Origin of the sequence: Nannocystis bainbridge (genome assembly GCF_028368995.1) — a bacterium.
Classification (GTDB): Bacteria; Myxococcota_A; Polyangia; order Nannocystales; family Nannocystaceae; genus Nannocystis; species Nannocystis bainbridge.
Window position 1 is genome coordinate 2,314,896 of sequence record NZ_JAQNDL010000003.1, and the last position, 19,857, is coordinate 2,334,752.

Here is a 19,857-nt window from a genome sequence, read left to right on the forward strand (position 1 = left end):
CGCGACCTCCCGCGCGCCAAATTGTTTTAAACCACTCCGTGAGCCGAGCCCGCGACTTGCGCGGCGTCCCCGGCATCGACCACGAGCTGGCCTCGGGGACAGTCACCCCGAGCCCGCCGCGATCCCGGCGCAGACAGGTCCGCGTCGTCCAGGGCAAGTAGTGCCGCCTCGGCGAGGCCAGCGAGGCGCGAGCCTGCGAAGTGACCTCCCACGCGTCCGGGCCCCTTGTATGTTCCTCGCACGAGGTGAGCCCGACGCGGCGAAGCCTCCAGAACTTCGGGGAGGCCGAGGGTCCCTGGGGCTTCGAGCCCGGTAGCGAGTGTGGTCCCCCGAAGTTCGATCTCGATTTTTCTTGGATGATTGTGGGGCTGCGGACTCAAATCGGCCCCACCGCTGCCGGGTTCGTAAGCTGTCGTACCGCCGTTTCTTCCTTCGCAGGGCGAGACTTCTCGGAGGACTTCGAGAGGCCGTGGGTCCCTGGGGCAGCGAGCCCGCGCGTGAGACGAGGCCCCGAAGTTCGAGTTTGACCTCAAGAGCCCGGACAACTGCATGAGCGTCAGCCAGCTCGAATCCTACAAGGGTGGGCGGTAGGTCAAGCGAAGCAACGAGCAGGACAGCCACGGAAGGGAAGAACGACACATGAAGCGCGTGTACTTCATCGGGATCGATGTCGGGAAGGACAGGTTGGACGTCGCCGTCAAGGCGGTGGACCCGAGCCAAGCCTCGCAGCCGACGAAGCGAGCTCACCAGGCATGGGCGTCGGCCAACAACGAAGCAGGGATCGAGGCGCTGATCGAGCGCCTCCAGCAGCTCGATCCCGTCCTCATCGTGCTCGAGGCGAGTGGAGGCTACGAGCGGCGTGCGTACCTCGCGATGCGACAGGCAGGCCTTCGCGCTGCGTTGGTGCAGCCCAACCATGCCCGGGCGTTTGCCCGTTCGATGGGGCTCCTGGCGAAGACCGACAAGATCGACGCCCTGATGCTGGCGTACTTCGCCGAGGTGCGACGACCCGAGCCGGCGATGTTGCCGACCGAGAACCAGAGCAAGATCGCGGACCTCCGAGGGGTGCGCAGCGACCTCGTCGACACCCGCACCGCCTACAACAACCGCCTGAAGACGGCGAGCGAGACGACCCGAAGGCACCTTCAGCCGCTCCTGGAGGAGCTGGAGAAGTCGATCGCCAGCGTCGAGGCCGAGCTCAAGCAAGCGGTCGAGGGCAACCCCGACGACGCCAAGCGAGCTGCGCTCCTGCGAACGGCACCGGGGATCGGGCCGATCATCGCCGCCACGCTCGTCGGGGAGCTCCCGGAGCTCGGTCGCCTGGGCCGCCGCGAGATCAGTGCCCTCGTCGGCGTCGCTCCGATGAACCGCGACAGCGGCCGCCAGCACGGCAAGCGCTCCGTCAAGGGTGGCCGCAACGAAGTCCGCGACAAGCTTTACATGGGCGCTGTGAGCGCGGCGAAGTGGAATCCGCCGATCCGGGCGCTCTACGAGCGCCTCACGGCCGCCGGGAAGCTCTACAAGGTCGTCATCACCGCCTGCATGCGCAAGCTGATCGTCATCCTCAACGCTATGGTCGCTCATGACAGGCCCTGGTCGAATCCGACTTGACGCCGCAACACAACTGCTCGCTCGCGTCGCCCGAGCGGGGCGAACCGATCGCGGTCGGCAGCATCGACCTGTCTCTTCGGACAGCTCGACATTTCCAAGTCAGCCCCGACGCCGCGGCGGCCAGGCCCACGGGAGCCCCTTGCTCCGCGTCCGCACGCCCGTCGGGCCTAGCCGTCGACGAGGCCCCGGGTCCCTTCACCAGCCGTGGGCCGCGAACAGCCCCGGACCCTGGACCGACACCACCTCGCGACGCTGCTCGTCGCGGTGGCAGTGGGCCGCGCAGCCGCAGGCGTCGAGGCGCATGCCGTGACGCTCGGCCAGGCCCTTGAGGCCCTCGACCATCCCGACGGTCGCCTGCGCCGTCAGGCGCCAGCCGGTGCTCGTCGGGGTCGCGTCGCGGCTCTGCGCGGCCGGGGGCACGCCGTAGCGGCGCAGCACCGAGCCCATGGTGTCGGCGTCGAGCACGCCCGAGAGCGCCTGGATGCGGGCGGGGGTCAGGCGGCCCGGCACGAAGTGGAGATCGCGCAGTTCGGCGGCGGCGATGTGGCGGAGCAGCGGCTCGAAGTCCGGGCCCAGCGGGCGGTCGTGGAGGCCCGCCATCAGCGGCCCCAGGTGGACCGAGACCGGCACGCCGAGGCGACGCAGGTACTGGGCCTGGAGCAAGAGAGCCGGCGCAGCTTCCGCGTCGGCGCCCAGCAGAGCGCGCTGAACCTCCACCTTTTGGTGCGCGATCTCGTACGCCACCGACGCCTGGCAGTCCTTGGCCCGCAGGACCAGCGAGCGGGCCAGGGTGGCCGGGCTGCGGAGGATCACCCGCCGCCCGTGGGCCGTCAGCCAGCGCAGCGCCGGCTCGGCCCAGCTGGCGTCCTCGCGCCTGGCCAGGCGCAGGGTCACCACCGTCACGCGCTCGCCACGCGCCTCGAACTCGCCGAGCAGACCGGCCAGAGCCAGCTCCGGCGAGGCCGAGGGAACCGGAGCACCGGCACGGCTGCCGAGGATCACGTGCAGGCCGGTGCAGGACGACAGGACTTGCAGGGTGGTGAATCCGGAACTCATGGTCAGCTTGCTCGCTTGTTCAGTAAAGTGCGCCCGACAAGCAGTGGGGTCAATGCAGCGCGTGATCTGGTTCAGATCAAGCGAGCGATATTTCCCAGCCGACTTCCAAGTATTTCACCCCCATCCAGAGCGATTCCGCCCCGCTTTGCGCGGCAACGAACCTCGGCCCCCCCGACGCGAGGCCGATCCGCTCCGTGCACGCGAGTCTCGAGACCCCGAGCGCCCGCAACAGTTCAGCGGGCCTCCCGACAGCCCGCTGCGATCAACACCAGCGAGGCGCCGGGCTCACTGGCAGACCAGCTCCGGCTCCTCGTCGCACAGCATCTGCAGGCTCTCGAGCCCGGGCAGGTACGCCGAGTCCTTGCACACGCAGACCTTCTGGCAGCACAGCTCGTCGGACACGAGCACCGTGCTGCAGGTGGCCCCCGTCATGCAGCCGGGGATCGGCGGGCAATCCGCCACCGCCTCGCAGCCCTGCGTACAGCGCTGGCCCTCCGCGAGCATCGCCTTCGAGACGGAGCAGATCCCCCCATCACACGGCGCATCGGCGCCGCAGTCGGGGTCGGCTTCACACTGGTAGGCCTTGTCGATGACCAGCAGGCAGATCCCGCCATCACACGCCGGCTGGGGGCTGATCGCGGTGAAGTTGATGATGGGGCGACTGCCGACCAGCTCACAGACCGAGCCATAGGCGCCGCCCGGTAGCCCCGTCGTGTCGCCCGGGGCGGTCGTGGTGCTCGCGCCCTCGTCGGGCCCGGTCGTCGTGGCCACCGGCTCGCCGCTCGCGCCGCTGTCCGTGGTGGTGATCGTCGCGCCGACGAACTCCGGGGTCAGCGGGCAGCCCGCCACGATCAGCGCGACCGTGACGAGCAGCGAGCGGGTCAGGACGCGTGCCATCGGTGCCCGCAGCATCCCCGGCCCGGAGCCGATCCGTCCGAAAAAATGGCCCTTTGAACCCCATGCCCGCCTCGCCAAAAAGCGCATCCAGCGCTCCGCCATCCAAACAGTCTCCACTCCGCGCCCTGAGCGCCGGCCCGTCACCCCTTTATTAAACCGCCTCGCGTTCGCGCGAGTTCGCGCAAGAGCGGCTTTCCACCATCTCGGGCCCCCCGTGTGGTAGAGGGGCGCAGCAGCACGCGATGCCCGAAGCGAAGGCAAGCAGCCCCTCCGTCCCGACGCCGCGCCTTCAAGGGGCCATCTCCATCCGTGACGTCGACCCGGACGCGCTCAAGGTCGTCCGTAAGTTGGTCGCCGGGGGCCACGAGGCCTATCTCGTGGGCGGTTGTGTCCGCGACCTGTTCCTGAAGCGGCGCCCCAAGGACTTCGACGTGGCCACCAGCGCCACTCCGGAGGCCATCCGCAAGGCGTTCCGCAACTGTCGCATCATCGGCCGCCGGTTCAAGCTCGCGCACGTGTTCTTCGGCCCGAAGATCATCGAGACGAGCACCTTCCGCACCACGCCGATCACCGCCGAGGACGACCCGCTCATCACTCACGACAATGAGTGGGGCTCGGTCGAGGATGACGCGCGGCGGCGCGACTTCACCATCAACGGCCTCTTTTACGACACCGACGCCGACGCCATCGTCGACTTCGTCGACGGCCTGGCCGACCTCGAGCGCGGCGTCATCCGCACGATCGGCGACCCGCTGCTGCGCTTCCAGGAGGATCCTGTGCGCATGCTGCGGGCGGTCAAGTTCGCCGCGCGGCTCGACTTCACCATCGAGGAGGCCACCTGGCGGGCCTTGCTCGACACCGTCGGTCACATCGGCAAGTGCTCGCGCGCTCGCGTGCTCGAGGAGATCTACAAGCTCCTGCGCGGCGGCGCGGCGCGGCGCAGCTTCGAGCTGTTGCTCGAGGCGCGGCTGATGACCGAGCTCATGCCGAGCTACGTCGACCTCTACCGCAAGCTCAGCCCGAACGGCCTCGCCGGTCCGGCCAGCAAGACCCGCGCGGGCGAGCCCTCGCGCGTCATGTGGAACCTGCTCGAGGCGCTCGACGAGTACACCAGCGCCACCAGCCAGATCGCCAGCAACGGCGTGCTCCTGGCCGTGCTGTTCGCCCCGCTGCTCGACGAGCAGTGGCACACCGCCAGCCGCCAGGGCCTCGACCGCCTGATCGACGACCTCATGGGCCCGGTGTGTGTCAGCCTCGGCGTCGCCCGCCGCGACCGCGAGCTCGCGCGGCAGATCCTCATGGCGCACCGGCGCATGGTCGAGTCGCTCAACCGCAAGAAGCGGCGGCCCTCGCTGGTCCAGCGCCAGTACTTCCACGAGGCGCTCGTGTTCCTCGGCCTCACCGTCAAGGCCCGCGGCGGCGACGGCAGCGAGCTCGGACACTGGCAGCGGCTCGCCGCCGTCACCCAGCCGCTGCGCGTCGAGTCGGAGGGCGACTACGACAGCGGCCCGCGGCGCAAGCGGCGGCGGCGGACGCGGCCAGACGGTCGGCGTCACTCCGCCGAATCGGGCTCGCCGTGACGCGGCGCAGCAAGGGCCCCCTCGACCCCGAGGCCCTGCTGCGACTGGGCACCAGCGAGCACTACGAAGACCCCGAGCTCTACGACTTCGAGTACCGGGACCACCGCCACGACGTCGCCTGGTACCGCGGCCTCGCCCGCGACCGCGGCCCGCGCCAGCGGGTCGTCGAGCTCGGCGCCGGCACCGGACGGATCAGCCTCCCGCTGTGTCACGACGGCCACGGCGTCGTCGCCGTCGACCGCATGCCCAGCATGCTCGACCACCTGCGGCGCAAGGCCGCCGACCTCCCGAGCGACGTCGCCGCCCGCCTCGAACCTGTCCTCGGGGACATCACCGCGTTGCCGCTGCCCGACGCCAGCGCCGACCTCGTGTTCGCCCCCTTCAACGTGCTCATGCACCTCTATTCGTGGGAGGACCTGCTGCGCTGCTTCCGCGAGGCCGCGCGCGTGCTCGTGCCCGGCGGGCGGTTCGCCCTCGACGTCCTCCTGCCCGACCTCGAGTGGCTGACCTGGGACCCCGAGGAGCGCCACAGCGTCACCCACTTCACCCACCCGCGCACCGGCGCGCCGATGGTCTACTCGACCAATCACCGCTACGACCCGCACACCCAGGTGTGCCACGTCCGGATCTTCTACGACGACGCCCCCAAGCGCCCGCGCGCCTTCAAGCCGCCGCCCGAGCCGGTCCAGGTCGTCCACCTCGCCCACCGCCAGATCTTCCCCGAAGAGCTGCGCCACCTCGTCGCCGCCGCCGGCCTCGAGCTCGACAGCCTCGGCGGCAACTTCCGCGGCACCCGCCTCGTCCCCGGCGTCGACTCGCAGTGCGTCCTGTGTACCAAGAGACATGTCTGAAACGACATGCTCTTCGGGCCATCTCACTCGCTCGCGGCGCCCGTGAGCTCCAGGCTCGAGCTCCGTCCTCGCTCGCGCTCTCGGGCTCTCGGCTGCTGGCGCGCCGCCCGCCGAGCCTCGACTCGCTTTACGCGCCGGCCGATCGCTCTGGACCCTCCGCGCCTGCGCCCTCCGCGTCTGTGAGCCCATGACTGCAGTCCGTCGCCTCTCCAACTTGCTCGGCGTCGACGACGCTCCGTTCGCGCGCGAGCATCGGGGCGACGTGGCGATCATCGGCACCATCTGCACCTCCGGCCGGCTCGACGGCGTCCTGCGCGGCAAGGTCCGGCGCGACGGTGCTGACGCCGCGCGGCGGATCGCCGCCATGCTCCTCGGCTCGCCGTTCGCCGAGGCGGTCCAGGCCGTCGTCCTGCAGGGCATCGCCCTCGCCGGCTTCAACGTCGTCGACCTCGACGCGCTGCACGAGGCGATCGCTCGCCCGATCCTCGTCGTCGCTCGCCGACCCCCCAATCTCGCCAAGATCCGCGCAGCCCTGGAGCGGCTCCCCGGCGGCGCCCGCAAGTGGAACCTGATCCAGCGCGCTGGCGCGATGGAGCCGCTCGCCGGCGTATGGTGTCAGCGCAAGGGCCTGAGCCCCGCCGAGGCTGCTCTCTTGCTCGAGCGCGGCCGCGTTCACGGGGCATTGCCCGAGCCGTTGCGGCTGGCTCACCTGATCGCCGGCGCATACGGGCGCGGGTACAGCAAGGGTCGGGCCTGAACGCCCCTTGCGGACCTGCCTGAAAAGACAGGTGCAAACATTCACTCCAGGATCGTCCATAGGCCCTTTGAGCCCGGCGAATTCCTGCTCTGACGCATTTCATTCGCGACTGCCCGCGTGCTTGGCGACCGCAGCTCGGAGGCCGCCCGAGTCGTTGCAGCTCCCACGTTCCACGAAGCGCGATGCGTGGTCGGGGCTCGACTCGGCGACCACCCGAGCCGCGTGTGCGGCCTGACCTTGGCGACATGTCCGACGAATCGTGCGCGCGGATCCATGCCCCTCGCAGTCGGCCCTGTCGCGATGCTAGCCTGATAAACGTGCCGCCCAAGGTCATCTTCCTCGACATCGACGGCGTCATGAACAACCTCGGCACCCCAGGCGAGCCCGAGCGTCCGGGCCTCGGAGCGTGCTTCGATCCGCACAACGTCGCCGTGCTCAACCAGATCGTGCGGGCCACCGGCGCCGTCGTGGTGGTCTCGTCCTCGTGGCGACTGTCACTACCTCTCCACGAGCTGCGGGCCAGCTTCGCCGCCGCCGGCTGCGAGGCCCAGGTCGTCGGCATCACGCCCGACGTGGACGGCCCGCGCCGCGGTCGGGAGATCCGCGCCTGGCTGGACGCGCAGTCCGAGCCGCCGACCCGCTACGTCGCCATCGACGATCAGTTCGACATGCCCGAGCTCCCGGGTCATCTGGTCAAGACCAGCCGGTTCCACGGCCTCACCGCCCGCGAGCTCCCCCAGGTGCTCGCCCGGCTCGCCGACTGAGCAGCGCCGCGAAGTCGCGCCCTGGCCCGGCTGGTGCAGCGACCTTCGGCGCTCTATCCTCGGCCCGTGCTGCATTACCGCCAGGCCGATCTCGCCGACATCCCGCGTCTACAGGTCATCCGCGCCGCCGTCCGCGAGAACATCCTCTCGAACCCCGCGCTTGTGACCGTCCCCGACTACGAGGAGCACATTCGCGGGCCCGGCCGCTCGTGGGTGGGCGAGGAGGACGGCGTCATCCTCGGCTTCTCCTCGGCGCACCCCGGGGGCCGATCGATCTGGGCCCTCTTCGTCGACCCTGCCCACGAGCGCCGCGGCATCGGCCGCGTGCTCCTCGACCACGCCGTCGCCTGGCTGTGGACCTTCTCAGAAGTCGACGCCGTGCAGCTCACCACCGCCGTCGGCACCCGCGCCGACAATTTCTATCGCGCCGCCGGCTGGTCCGACACCGGCCGCTCCCGCAGCGGCGAGGTCATCTTCCGCCTGCCCCGCCCGGGCCGCTGAATGGACATAGCGAGGAGTTGACCGCCGAGCTCAGGGGCTGCCGCCGCGCCTCGGTCCACGCTGTCTCCGCGCCTCGTCCAGGTTTCGGTCTCAAGAGACATGTCCTTCGAGACATGTCTCTCGAACCATTTTCGAAACTGTCGCACTGTCCCGACACATGCGCGGCGCGCAGGCAGCCGTCGTCACCGCGGTCCCTGCTCTCTCCGCGCCTCGTTTAAAACCTGCCTCAAGGGGCATGTCCATCCAGACATGCCCCTTCGAACATGCTTCTAGAGCGGCTTCGGCCCCGGGGCCCCGTCGAGCGCGTCGAGCAGCGAATCCCACTCCGCGTCCTCTGCTCCTGCCGCCGCCGGCGGTTCGACGCCCGGTCCTGGCGCTGCCGGTGCGGCCGCGGACACCACGGGCGGCGCCACGCTCGGCGCCTGCGCCACCGGCGGGGACAGCTTTCCTCCCGGCGGCATGAGCGGCGGCGCCACCAAGGGAGCGGCGGGGAAAGCCGGCGGCACCAGCGACCCGCCTGAAGCCGCCAGCGGCGCGCTGGCAGCCGAAGGCCGAGATCCCGGCAACGGCGCCCCGGCAGCGGGCCTCGGCGGCAGCAGCGGCGCCCCCGGAACCACCGGCACGGGCGGGGCCATCGACGCCCCCGCGAGCGGCGGCGCAGCGGGCCTCGACGCCGGCAACGTCGGCCCGCTCGCAGCCGGCGGGCTCTTCACCGGGACGGGCGGCAGCCCCAGCGGAGGCCGCCCGGCCGGGCTCCCGCCCACCGGCAGCCCCGCGACCGCCGGCGGCTTCGCCAGCGGCACCGAGAACGCCGGCGGCTTCACCCCTGCCGCGGCGACCGGCCCGGACGTCTCGGGCCGGCCGGCGATCGGCCCCGACTGCGCCGGCGCCCCGAGATGCCCGAACAACGCCCCCGCCGAAGGCGCTCCCGCCTTCGAGTCACTCGCGGCGCCCCTGTCCCGAGGGACATCCGCCCCGGCGACACCAGCCGTCAATCCGGCCCTGTCCCGAGGGACATCCGCCCCGGACAAACTACCCGTCAATCCGGCCCTGTCCCCAAGGACATCCGCCCCAGCGACACCAGCCGTCAATCCGGCCCTGTCCCCAAGGACATCCGGCCCAGCGACACCAGCCGCCGAACCGCCCCTGTCCCCAAGGACATCCGCCCCAGCGACACCAGCCGCCGAACCGCCCCTGTCCCCAAGGACATCTGCCCCAGCGACACTCGCGTCCGGCCGCGCCTCGCCGACCCTGGAACCTGCCCCTTCGACCCTGTCCCCGAGGACAGCCACACTCGAACCAGCCGGAGCCGCCGCACGCCCCACGACCGTTTCGGCGCCGCCCTGCGGCTCACGAAGCGCCTCGCCGACCCCGCCCGCCCGCGCCACCGGACCCCCGAGGCTCGCCGCCGGCGCCTCCACCCGCGCCGTCACACTCGTCTTCCCCGACCTGTCCGAAGAGACAGACCCGAGCTCCGGCTTGCCCGCCTGCCGCGTCGCGCTGCGCGGCGGCGTGCTCGTCACTCGCGCCGTCCCTCGCCGCTCGGCCTTCGCCGCGCGCCTGGCCGCCCGCCGCTCCTCCCGGCGGACGTTTCGCTTCCCGCGCGGCTGCTCCGCCTCGCGCCCGTCCGGCCGCTCCGCCTCGTCCTCCGCCGCGCCGACCGGCAGCGCCAGCATCACCCCGCCCGCGACCGCCGGCTCGCCCCGCGACGGCGCCGCGACAGCCGCCTCACCGGGCTCGATCGGCCGCGGCGCGCTCGCGACCTTCGCCGCCGCCTGTCCATTCGGACCTGCCCCCGAAGACATGTCCTTCGCGCCATCCGAGCGCCTCGCGGCCTGTCCCTTCAGACCTGCCCCGGAGGACATGTCCTTCACGACATCCTTGCGCTCGCCCGCCCGCGCCTCGAGCTTGCGGGCCCGCTTCTCGCTCGCCTTGACCGCCGGCCGCAGCATCCGCCGCGCCCGCTCGACCAGCGCCTCCGCCAGCCTGTCCGGCCCGGCCTCGAGCCCCGCCTCGGCCCCGCGCAGGGCCGACAGCGCCGGCTCCGAGGCCCCCGCGCGTTGCTCGAGCAGCGCCCGCGTCGCCAGCACCCGCGGCGTCGCCCCCAGCGCCGCCTGGGCCGTGTCGAGCAGCGCCCGCACCTCGTCCGCGCGCGGCTTGCCGGCCAGCAGCTGCGCCGCGGCCAGGTGCAGCTGATCCCACGGCCCGAGCGCCTGGCGCTTCGCCTGCGCCTGCAGCAGGTCGCGCGCCTGCTCCGGCACGTCGGCGATCAGCAGCGCGTGCGCCTGCGCCGACACGATCCCCGCCGGCGGGTCGGCCATCGTCCCGGCCAGCCGCGCCGCCTCCGTCAGCGCTTTGGCCGACGCCCGCCCCTCGCCGCGCACCAGGTGCAGCCGGCCCTCCTGCATCGCCGTCCACGCGAACGGAGCGAACCACCGCACCCGCCGGCGCTCGCGCAGCGCGCCGAGCAGCCCTGGCGCCGTGCTCGGCGTCGCCGCCATCACCGCCCGCTCGAGCGGCCCGAGCAGCCCTTGCACGAACACCGGGAACAGCGCGAACCACAGCGCCGCCCCCGCCAGCAGCCCCCAGAACACCGGCCCGCGCGGCGCGAAGATCAGCCCCCCCGCGATGATCGCCATCGGCACGTAGATCCGCGCCGCCGCCGACGCGAGCGGCCGCTTCGAGCGGAGCCACGACGTGGCGGGCAGAGGAGCCCGCGCGGGCTCGGGCGGGGCGGCAGAGGTCGGGGCAAGATCGCTCACGGAGGCCAATTCCAGGGCGAACTTGCCCCAACACCCCCGGCGTACGCAAGCGCGCGTGTACCGTCCGTTTGCGCCATCCCATCCCCACGGCCGCGACTTCGGCCCCTGCGCCCCTGGCCGTCACTCGCTCGCGCCCACCGCCCCTGCACGCGCGAGCCCCCGCGCTCGCGCCCCCGGGCCTCGATCACCCGCGATCCATCACGACCGACCGCCACGCAGCGCCGCTCCACCGCCTCATGCCTCCCGCAGGGCCGCGGCCACACTCCTCACATTCTCGCTCTACCCACAATCCATCGTCCCGATCACCACTCTCGATTTCACGACAGCGAGCATTCGCCACGCTATCGGCCCGCGCCGAATCACGGCGGCAAGCAAACCTCGCGCTTCTCGCTCCCGCCGCCCGACGAGCGACACACCGTGTTCGGGCCCGCGTGCATGAAGCAATACGCCATCGGCTCCGCGCCGAGGCGCGCGTCCTCCTCGCAGCTGATCCAGCACCGCTTCGACGTGTCGTTCGCCAGCGGCGTACAGACGTACGCCACCGCGAGCATGCACTCGCCCTCGACCGCGCAACAATCCGCGTCCGTCTCGCACGTGTGTGTGCAATAGCCGTAATCGAATTGGTCCTCGCAGAAGACCGTCCCGAGCTGCGAATGATCGAGCTCCGGGTAACAGTCCGCCGCCTCCGAGCACAGCGCCCCGGTCGGTTGTTCCATCGGCGGCGGCTCCTCGCAGGCGAACCCGAGGATCGCCGCCGTCAGCGTGCTCATGACCCATCGTAGTTTCGCGCTGCGCATGCAGAAAACCCTGGGCAGGCTCGCCCGCCGTGCCAGGCCGCATCCGCGGACATTCCCGCCCCCGTCGCCCCGAGCGGCCGACGTGCCCGCAATCACCAGCGGCCTCATGCGATTTCGTCCGCCCCCACGGCCTCGCGCGGCGCTCCCGCGGATGTCGACGTCGTCATGAAAGAACGCTCGCATCGCGGGCAGTGTCGCCTCGATCCCCCGCGCCGCTGCCTTCGAGCGCGCGGTACCTTCGCCGCATGCAGCAGCCCAAGCCCGGCCTCGCCCTCGCCCTCGTCATCGCGGCCTGCGGCGACGGCGGGGCCGTCATGACCGAAGGGACAGGTTCGGCCACCACTGGCGGCGAAGCCACCGGCGGCCCGACCGGCGCCTCGACCGGCAGCGAGGGCACCACCGGCGGTCCCACCGACGCCAGCAGCGCGACCGCCGGCCCCACCACGGCTACCACCACGGGCCTCACCACCGGCGACCCCACCGACACCGGCGAACCGCCCCCGCCTCCGCCCGCCGGCACCTGCGAAGTCCCGGTCGAGCTCGCCGACACCGCTCGCCCGACCGCGGTCGTCGGCGACGGCACCCCTGCCAGCTGCACCGAGGCCGCGCTGATCGTCGCCGTCGCCGGCGGCGGCGTCGTCACCTTCGACTGCGGCGGCCCTGTCACCATCACCCTCGCCCAGCCGCTGAAGGTCACCGGCGACCTCGTCCTCGACGGCGACCACCAGGTCACCCTCTCGGGCGGCGGCGTCACGCGGATCCTCGACATGGACACCGGCAACTTCGAGGCGCAGGGCCCGAACCTCACCGTCCAGCGCCTGCGCTTCATCGACGCCAAAGCCACCGGCACCGAGACCCCGCTCGGCACCGACGTCGACGGCGGCGGCGGAGCCATCTTCCACCTCGGCGGCAACGTCACCGCCATCGACAGCACCTTCGAGAACAACGAGGCCGCCACCTGGGGCCCCGACGTCGCCGGCGGCGCCATCTACGGCATCGGCGTCGGCGCCACCACCATCGTCGGCTGCACCTTTCACGACAACCGCGCGGCCAACGGCGGCGCCGTCGGGGCGCTGCACACCGCCCTCACGATCGTCAACTCCACCTTCACCGCCAACGAGGCCACCGGGCGCGGCGCCAACTACATCGACATGATGGGCCAGCAGGCCGGCAACGGCGGCAACGGCGGCGCGATCGTCATGGACGGCAGCGGCCGCGCGCTCGAGATCTGCGGCGCCACCGTGCAGGGCAACCGCGCCGGCGCCTTCGGGGCCGCGCTGTTCCGCACCGGCTACGAGGGCGAGTCCACGATCATCGATCGCAGCACCTTCGCCGACAATCAGATCCCCGACCACGACGACGACGCCTCGCCCAGCAGCGGCGCCCTCTACATTCAGGGCACCGCCGTCACCCTCACCAACTCGACCATCTCCGGCAACAAGGCCCGCGGCTCCGCCGGCCTGTGGATCCTCGGCCACGGGGCCCAGCCCGCCGTCGCCGACCTCACCAACGTCACCATCACCGGCAATTCGACCTGGCCGCAGCCCGAATTCACCATGCGCGGGATCGGTGCCGGCCTCACCATCGGCGACGACACCACCGGCACCCTCCTCAACTGTACGATCGCCGGCAACGCCGCCCAGTTCGGGTCTGGCATCCTGCGCGTCACCCCGCTCGTGGTCCGCAACACCATCATCAGCAACGACGCCGAGAATCAGTACACCCCGCTCAATTGCACCGGCTCGATGTTCGCCACTCCGCCGGGCACCGGCGAGCACAACATCCAGTGGCCGACCGGCCCCCAGGACGACATGGACTGCACGCCGGCGATCTCCCGCGTCGACCCTCTGCTCGGCGCGCTGGCCGACAACGGCGGCCCGACGCAGACGCTCGCCCCGCTCGCCGGCAGCCCGGCCCTCGCGGCCGGCAGCGACTGCCCGCCCACCGACCAGCGCGGCGAACCCCGCGGCGACCCGTGCACCATCGGCGCCCTCGAATCAGCCCTGTGAGACTTGCATGCGCCTTGGAACATGTTCAATCGAACATGTCCAAAACGCCATGCCATCATTCCCAGCGCCGCGGGACATGTCCATTCAGACATGTCCCGCGCGCCAGCTACGCATTCACCAGCGATGACCCGCGCGGATCATCGCCCCGCCGTCACAGCCGGACCAGCCCGGTGCGCAGCATGTACACGAAGCGGCGCCGCTGCTCCTCGGCCAGCAGCGCGTGGATCTTGCCCACGGCCACCTGCACCGCCTTCTGCACGCGTTCGGCCGAGCGCGTGCGTTCGGCCGCGATCGCCGACGCCGCGGCCTCGTCGAACGTCTCGGCCGCCAGCAGATCGGCGTAGCCGCCGCTGGTGCGGCGGAGGTCGAGCTCGGCTTGCGCGCGCTCGACCTTGAGCCCGTCGAGGATCACCGCCAGCTCGCTGACCTGTCGCTCGTCGAGCCCCAGCTTGTACGCCAGGAACCGCAGCGGCCGGCGCACGCCGAACGGACCGCCGCCCCAGAAGAAGCCCTCCGGGCCGCCGCCGGGCTCGCCACCATCGCCACCGGGGCCATCACTGTCGCCGCAGCGACCTCTACCAAACCCACCACAAACGGCGCCCTCATACCCGTAATGCCGAGACGGGGCCACCCGGCGCGCGAACCCGCGCCACGCAGAGAACCAGGGATGCATGATTGTCGCTTTCTGCCGGGGCTCTCGCTCCCGGCGCTGTCCGGACCGCGCGGGCGAAAGCCTCGCGCGTCCTTCGAGTATTCGGTCCGGGCCTGCGGCTGTCAACCGCCGGTCGCCGGCGAACCGGCGAAGCGGGCGCCGGGCTCGCCGCGCGCGCCGGTCCCCGGGCTACGCGCAGGCGGCGAATCATCGCCCTCTCCGTTCGCCGGCCTCAGCCGGGCGCGCCGGGCTTGAACCACTCGAACTGATTGGGCCACACGAAATTGTTGAACGCCACGCTGATGCTGACATCGAGCGCGCGCACGTGGTGCCACCAGCCGACCGGCAGGAACAGCGCCTCGCCTGGCAGCAGCACCAGGTCGAGCCCGCACTCCGCCAGCGCCGAGCCTGCCGCCTCCGGGTCGAGCGTGCTGTAGACCCCGCGCGCCGCCGCCAGCAGCTGCGGCTCGTCGGGCGCGTAAAGGCGGAAGCGTTTGCGGCCCACCACCTGGAAGAACAGGATGTTCGAGGTGTCGTGGTGCAGCGACGTCACCGTGCCCGCCGGTCCGAACCACAGCGCCCCGCAGCTGGCGCTGCGCGCCTCGTCGAAGTAACCCGCCGGCAGCACGATGTCCGCCAGCAGCCCCGCCAGCCCCGGTCGTGCCAGGTTGCGGTTGTTGGCGATCAGGTACAGGTCGTTCGTCTCGCCGGCCGCGAGCACACGATCGACGTAGTCGCCGAGCGTCGTCCGTCGCACGTGCTGCTTGAAGCGCACGTCCGGATCGTCGTCGCCCGCGCGACCGATCGACATCTCGATCTCCGCCGCCCCGAAGCGCGCCCGCAGGTCCGCCGGACTCCAGCGCGAGAACGCCGGCCAGCGCGGCACCACGTCGTTCAAGATCACCGGCGTGCCCGTCGCCCAGTAATTTCTTAAAAACTCCGACGGCGAGGGCGCCGGGCGGCGCTCGATCTGCGGCGCCGCGGCCCGCAGCGTCCGTCGCAGCCGATTCACCAGCGCCTCGCGCCGCAGCCCCGCCGCCACCGCTCGCGCGCCCGCCAGCTCGGCCGAGCCACGCGCTCGCGCCAGCGCCCCGGCGATCGTCGCTGCCGGCACCCCGCGCTCTGCCAGCGCCGCCCGGATCGCCGCCTCGTCCGCGCCGCGCAGCAGGTTCTCGACCAGCCACGCGCGGAACGCCGGCGCCAGCGTGGCCCGCCCGCGCCGCGCCGACATTTTTACCGATCTCAGGGACATGCTCTAAAAACCATGCTCGTTAGCACATGTCCATGTGAACATGTCCTCGAGGACATCTGGTCCCGCCGCCCGGCGACGGTCCCGAGGCGTCCCCCGCCATTCACGGTCCCGTCGTCTGCGGCGGCGGCATCGGCGGGATCGCCGTCGTCCCGTCTCCCGTCGTCGTGTCCGGCGGCGGCATCGGTGGGATCGCCGTCGTCCCGTCCCCCGTCGTGTCTGGTGGCGGCATCGGCGGGATCGCCGTCGTCGCCTCCCCCGTCGTCGTCTCGGGTGGCGGCATCGGCGGCACCGCCGTCGTCCCGATCGTCTCCTCGTCCTCGGTCGTCGGCTGCGGCATCGGCGGCACCGCCGTCGTGCTCTCGGTCGCCGACGCGCTCGTCGTGCCCTCGGTCGGCGTCGGCGGCACCATCGGCGGGATCGCCGTCGTGAACATCGGCGTGATCGTCGGGTCGTAGCTCGTCGTCGACGGCGTCTGCGTCGTCTCGCTCGTCGCCTCGCTGGTCTTGTTCTCCATGCCGCAGGCGCTGCTGCCGAGCGTCACCGCGATCAGCGTCGTGCGCACCAGCGCCGGTCCTGGCGGCAGCGGCGTGAGCGAGGGAGGTTTGGGCGCGGTCATCCTCTGCAGCGGACGATTTCCGCCGCGGCCTGTCAAGCCTCGCCGCGCCGCGCCGCCACGGCCGCCGCTGCAATCATGAGCCCGCCGCCGAGCGCCAGCCGCAGCAGGTCGGCCTGCTCCTGGAAGATCGTCAGCGCCACCAGCACCCCGAGCGGCACCTTCAGGTTGTTGGCCACCGCGAGCGCGCCCGCGCCGACCTGCACCGCCCCGCGGTTCCACAGATAAAAGCCCGCGCCCGTCGCCAGCACCCCGAGGTACGCGAACACCAGCCACTGCGTGCCTGACACCTTCGTCAGCGTCGCCCAGCCTCCGCTCAGGGTCGCCGCGATCACCGTCACCGCGATCCCGCCCAGGTACAGCAGCGCGATGACCTCGCGGTCGCGCAGATCGGTCCGCTCGCGCCGCAGCCGACGGTACGCCGCCTGCCCCCACGCGAAGCACAGGCTCGACAGCTGCACCAACACGAACCCGAGCCACGCCACCCCTGCGCCCTCGCGATGCTGGATCACCGCCGCGCCTGCCGCCGCCACCGCCGCCAGCCCGACATTGACCACATCGAACCGGCGCGCGTACGCGTCGCAGATCAGCGCCACGTACAGCGGCGTCAGCACCGTGTACAGCACCACCTCGTGGGCCGCCGCGAACTGGAACGCGGTGATGTAGCCGACGTACATCAGCCCGTACTGCACCGCCCCGATCGTCATCAACCGCGCGACGAGGCCGGGCCCCAGCCCGCGCACGCGCAGCAGCGGCAGGAACAGCGGCACCGCCAGCAGCAGCCGCATCGCCGCCACGAAGTTCGGATCGAGGCCGCCCAGGTGGCGCTTGATCAGCCCGAAGGAGAACGCCCAGAGCAGGGTCGCCGCGAGCAAGGAGCGCATGGCCTGGCCGCCATCCCGCAGTTCGGGCGCGCATGCAAGCCCGGCCCACGCGCGCAATTGCACACGGCGACCGCTCTCTCACCGTGGCAGCATCACGCATGGCCGCCACGGTCCCCGGCCTGCGCCTCAAGCCTGCGTGGATCTCCGCCGAGCGCGAGCGGGACCTCCTCGCCGCCATCGACGCCCTCCCGTGGGACGACGGCCTGCGCCGCCGCGTCCAGCACCACGGTTACCGCTACGCCTACCGCGGCCGCAAAGTCGAAGCCGCCGAGCCGCTCGGGCCGCTGCCTGCGTGGGCCGCCGAGCTGGCCGCGAGGCTGCACGCCGAAGCCGTCTTCACCTGTCCTCCGGACCAGGTCATCGTCAACGAGTACCTGCCTGGCCAGGGGATCTCCGCCCACATCGACTGCGTCCCCTGCTTCGGCCCGGTGGTCGCCTCTCTCAGCCTCGGCAGCGGCGCGACCATGGCGCTGTCGCATCCTGACACGGGCTCGCGGGCCGACGTGTGGCTCGCCCCGCGCAGCCTCCTGATCCTCGCCGACGACGCGCGCTACCGCTGGCGCCACGCCATCCCCGCGCGCCGGAGCGACCCCGATCGCGGCCCACGCGGCCGTCGCCTGTCGCTGACCTTCCGCACCGTCCTCCGCGATCTCCGCCGCTGATCGCGGTCCCACGTCCGTTCCGGGGCTGCCGCGTTACACTCGACCATCGTGTCTGCCGCGCCCCGGACCCTCGCCGTCGCAGCCGTCCTCCTCGTCGGCGACCTCGTCGCCGGACCGGCCCGCGCCGACAACCTGCACATCGACGTCCAGGCGAACCCCGAGCGCAACTTCATCCCGGTGCAGGAGCTCTCCTACGAGGCGATCGTCGCCGGGGTCGACGGCTACAAGGTCGACCTGCGCCTGCGCATCGCGCTCCACAACGCCAGCAAGCGCCGCCAGGACGCGGTCCTCAGCCTCGCCTTGCCCCGCGACGCCGAGCTCGTCGGCCTCGCCGTGGCGCGCGACGGCACCTGGAGCCCCGGTCGTCCTGCCGGCGTCGCCGTCGAGCCGGCCCACCGCGCCTCCGGCACCGTCTTCGCCCGCGCCCTCGCGCCTGCCGTCGCCGGCGACCTGCCGGCCGCCGAGGTCGTCGTCTTCAACCTCGACCCCGAGACCAGCATTCAGCTCGAGCTGCAGCTCAAGGCCCCGCCGCGGCTGCGGGCCGACCGCTGGGAGCTCGAGCTGCCGGGCCGCGGCGACGACCGCTGGGGCCTCGCGCCCGAGCGCCGCGTCATCGTCCAGGGCAGCCGCCCTGGCGAGACCGCCCGCTTCTGGCTCGACGACCGCGCCAGCGACGGCGCCGCCGTGCTCGTCTCGCACCCCGAGGAGCGGTCCGTCGTCTCCTGGCCTCATAAACATGTCTCGAAGGACAGGAGCATCCTCGACGGCCACCTCGAGCTCGTGCCCGACCCGACCCCTCCGGGCGGCAAGGCCAGGAGCGGCCGCTTCCGCGCCTACCTGCGCCTCGGCGCCGCCCCGCCGCCGCGGCCCGACCACGTCGTCGTCGTGCTCGACCGCTCGCGCAGCACCGCCCCCGACCTCCACCGCGACGCCTTCGCCGCGATCGCCGGCCTGTTCGACGAGCTGCCGCCGAGCCTCACCTTCGACGCCATCAGCTTCGCCCGCACCGCCCGGCCCCTGCTCGAAGGCGGCGAGTTCCCTGGCGTGCGCGACCGCGGCGCCCGCGACCGCGTCGCCGCGGCCCTCGACGCCGGCGCCCGCGAACAGGGCACCGACCTCGCCGCCGCCCTCGCCCTCGCCGGCCGCCGGATCGCCGCTCGCGGGGCCCGCCGCCCGCTCGTCGTCGTCATCACCGACGGCATGCTGCCCGCCAGCATCGGCGCGCGCCAGATCGGGGATGTCTTTTCGGACAGCCTCGCCAACTCCGCCCGCCCCGAGCTGCTCTTCATCGTCGACGAGCCGATGCTGCTGCGCGGCGGCATCACCCCGCAGCACCCGATCGCCAGCGTCGCCACCGCGCTCGGGGCCCGCATCAGCCTCGAGTCGCTGGCCCAGCACGCCCGCCGCAGCGGCGGCGAACCGCCCGAGGGCCTCACCGAAGCCCTGCTGGCCGCCCCCGCCGTCCTCTCCGACCTCGAGCTGTCGCTGCCGCGCCGCGCCAGCCTCGACGAGCCGGCCCCTGGCGCCCTCGTCGCCGGCAACGTGCTCGTCGTCCGCGGCCGCTACACCGGCGCCCCGCCGAGCGTCGGCGTGCGCGGCAAGCTGGCCGGCGCGCGCACCAGCCGGACCTTGCGCGCCGTCACCACGCCGCCGCCGCCCGCCGCCCTGGTCGCCTCGTTCGGCGTCGCCGACCTCGAGCGCGCCGCCGCCGACGGCTTCACGCGCCCGCCGTGGTTCGGCCTCAATCAACAGCGCGTGGCCCGGCTCGGCATCACCTGGGCCGGCCGCGGCAACGGCGAAGAGCGCGGCTTCCTCGACGAGAAGATCTTCCGCAACTACCTCGGGATCCGCGTGTTCCCCCGCGCCCGCGCCTGTTTCAATAAGGGGCTCATGCGCGACCAGCAGCTCGGCGGCAAGGTCGTGTTCGAGATCGAGGTCGGCAAGGGCGAGGTGATGTTCGCCAGGGTCGACACCACCGGCCTCGCGCGCCGCGAGCCCGGCTTCGAGGCCTGCCTGCTCGAGGCCGCCTGGGCGCTCGAGATCCCCGCCGGCCGCCTCGACGACCAGATCTACCGCCTCCGCTACCCCGTGGTCTTCAACCCGCCGTCGGGCGGCCGCCCGGCCATGGAAGACGACCCGCTCGGCCCGGGCACCGTCGAGCTCCTGCTCGGCCTGCCGAACCGCTGATCACGGGCTGTCCCGGAGAGCA

The 19,857-nt window shown here is 72.2% G+C and carries 18 protein-coding genes; 10 read left to right on the top strand and 8 right to left on the bottom strand.

Annotation, left to right across the window (positions count from 1 at the left end):
- Nucleotides 1-38 precede the first annotated feature (38 nt).
- Together POL25_RS34400 and POL25_RS34405 are read left to right on the top strand one after the other, a co-directional pair.
- Nucleotides 39-161 carry a hypothetical protein gene (locus POL25_RS34400; RefSeq protein WP_272090546.1) on the top strand — a complete coding sequence of 41 codons (123 nt, stop codon included), beginning with the start codon at nt 39-41 and terminating at the stop codon, nt 159-161.
- 478 nt (nt 162-639) lie between these two features.
- Nucleotides 640-1,611 (top strand): IS110 family RNA-guided transposase, encoded by a 972-nt coding sequence (locus tag POL25_RS34405; RefSeq protein WP_272084108.1) that lies wholly within the window; start codon nt 640-642, stop codon nt 1,609-1,611.
- A gap of 195 nt (nt 1,612-1,806) precedes the next feature.
- Here POL25_RS34405 and POL25_RS34410 read toward each other — a convergent pair whose 3' ends face one another.
- Together POL25_RS34410 and POL25_RS34415 are read right to left on the bottom strand one after the other, a co-directional pair.
- Nucleotides 1,807-2,667 carry a hypothetical protein gene (locus tag POL25_RS34410; RefSeq protein ID WP_272090547.1) on the bottom strand — a complete coding sequence of 287 codons (861 nt, stop codon included), beginning with the start codon at nt 2,665-2,667 and terminating at the stop codon, nt 1,807-1,809.
- Nucleotides 2,668-2,952: 285 nt separating this feature from the next.
- Nucleotides 2,953-3,564: a hypothetical protein gene (locus POL25_RS34415; protein WP_272090548.1), complete on the bottom strand. Its 612-nt coding sequence runs from the start codon at nt 3,562-3,564 to the stop codon at nt 2,953-2,955.
- A gap of 242 nt (nt 3,565-3,806) precedes the next feature.
- On the opposite strand from POL25_RS34415, the gene pcnB reads away from it, so the two are divergent.
- From pcnB to POL25_RS34440, 5 genes are all read left to right on the top strand, one after another.
- Nucleotides 3,807-5,144, top strand: a complete 1,338-nt coding sequence (pcnB, locus tag POL25_RS34420; protein ID WP_272090549.1) for a polynucleotide adenylyltransferase PcnB — start codon at nt 3,807-3,809, stop codon at nt 5,142-5,144.
- Entirely contained in the window at nt 5,141-5,995 is an 855-nt protein-coding gene (locus tag POL25_RS34425; RefSeq protein WP_272090550.1) for a class I SAM-dependent methyltransferase, read from the top strand. The genes pcnB and POL25_RS34425 overlap by 4 nt, the downstream gene beginning before the upstream one ends.
- Nucleotides 5,996-6,182: 187 nt before the next feature.
- On the top strand, nt 6,183-6,752 hold the full coding sequence (locus POL25_RS34430) for an endonuclease dU (RefSeq protein ID WP_272090551.1): 570 nt from the start codon (nt 6,183-6,185) through the stop codon (nt 6,750-6,752).
- 317 nt (nt 6,753-7,069) lie between these two features.
- A complete protein-coding gene (locus tag POL25_RS34435; RefSeq protein WP_272090552.1) occupies nt 7,070-7,516 on the top strand; it encodes an HAD domain-containing protein in 447 nt (148 codons plus the stop codon).
- 66 nt (nt 7,517-7,582) lie between these two features.
- Nucleotides 7,583-8,017 carry a GNAT family N-acetyltransferase gene (locus POL25_RS34440; protein WP_272090553.1) on the top strand — a complete coding sequence of 145 codons (435 nt, stop codon included), beginning with the start codon at nt 7,583-7,585 and terminating at the stop codon, nt 8,015-8,017.
- Nucleotides 8,018-8,286: 269 nt separating this feature from the next.
- Here the strand turns inward: POL25_RS34440 and POL25_RS34445 are convergent, their stop codons facing one another.
- The gene (locus POL25_RS34445; protein ID WP_272090554.1) at nt 8,287-10,779 is read right to left on the bottom strand and encodes a hypothetical protein; all 2,493 of its coding nucleotides are present in this window, start codon (nt 10,777-10,779) and stop codon (nt 8,287-8,289) included.
- 359 nt (nt 10,780-11,138) lie between these two features.
- Nucleotides 11,139-11,549, bottom strand: coding sequence for a hypothetical protein (locus tag POL25_RS34450; RefSeq protein ID WP_272090555.1), 411 nt, complete (start codon nt 11,547-11,549; stop codon nt 11,139-11,141).
- Nucleotides 11,550-11,821: 272 nt separating this feature from the next.
- Here POL25_RS34450 and POL25_RS34455 point away from each other — a divergent pair, with 272 nt between their 5' ends.
- Entirely contained in the window at nt 11,822-13,585 is a 1,764-nt protein-coding gene (locus tag POL25_RS34455; protein ID WP_272090557.1) for a right-handed parallel beta-helix repeat-containing protein, read from the top strand.
- A gap of 151 nt (nt 13,586-13,736) precedes the next feature.
- Here the strand turns inward: POL25_RS34455 and POL25_RS34460 are convergent, their stop codons facing one another.
- From POL25_RS34460 to POL25_RS34475, 4 genes are all read right to left on the bottom strand, one after another.
- Nucleotides 13,737-14,258: a periplasmic heavy metal sensor gene (locus POL25_RS34460; RefSeq protein WP_272090558.1), complete on the bottom strand. Its 522-nt coding sequence runs from the start codon at nt 14,256-14,258 to the stop codon at nt 13,737-13,739.
- 211 nt (nt 14,259-14,469) lie between these two features.
- Nucleotides 14,470-15,489, bottom strand: a complete 1,020-nt coding sequence (locus tag POL25_RS34465) for a cupin-like domain-containing protein (protein WP_272090559.1) — start codon at nt 15,487-15,489, stop codon at nt 14,470-14,472.
- 100 nt (nt 15,490-15,589) lie between these two features.
- Nucleotides 15,590-16,105: a hypothetical protein gene (locus POL25_RS34470; protein WP_272090560.1), complete on the bottom strand. Its 516-nt coding sequence runs from the start codon at nt 16,103-16,105 to the stop codon at nt 15,590-15,592.
- 32 nt (nt 16,106-16,137) lie between these two features.
- The gene (locus tag POL25_RS34475; RefSeq protein WP_272090561.1) at nt 16,138-16,986 is read right to left on the bottom strand and encodes an EamA family transporter; all 849 of its coding nucleotides are present in this window, start codon (nt 16,984-16,986) and stop codon (nt 16,138-16,140) included.
- 98 nt (nt 16,987-17,084) lie between these two features.
- Between POL25_RS34475 and POL25_RS34480 the strand changes: the two genes are divergently transcribed.
- Both POL25_RS34480 and POL25_RS34485 read left to right on the top strand, forming a co-directional pair.
- Nucleotides 17,085-17,648: an alpha-ketoglutarate-dependent dioxygenase AlkB gene (locus POL25_RS34480; protein ID WP_272090562.1), complete on the top strand. Its 564-nt coding sequence runs from the start codon at nt 17,085-17,087 to the stop codon at nt 17,646-17,648.
- 48 nt (nt 17,649-17,696) lie between these two features.
- Nucleotides 17,697-19,835, top strand: coding sequence for a hypothetical protein (locus POL25_RS34485; RefSeq protein ID WP_272090563.1), 2,139 nt, complete (start codon nt 17,697-17,699; stop codon nt 19,833-19,835).
- Nucleotides 19,836-19,857: the final 22 nt, after the last annotated feature.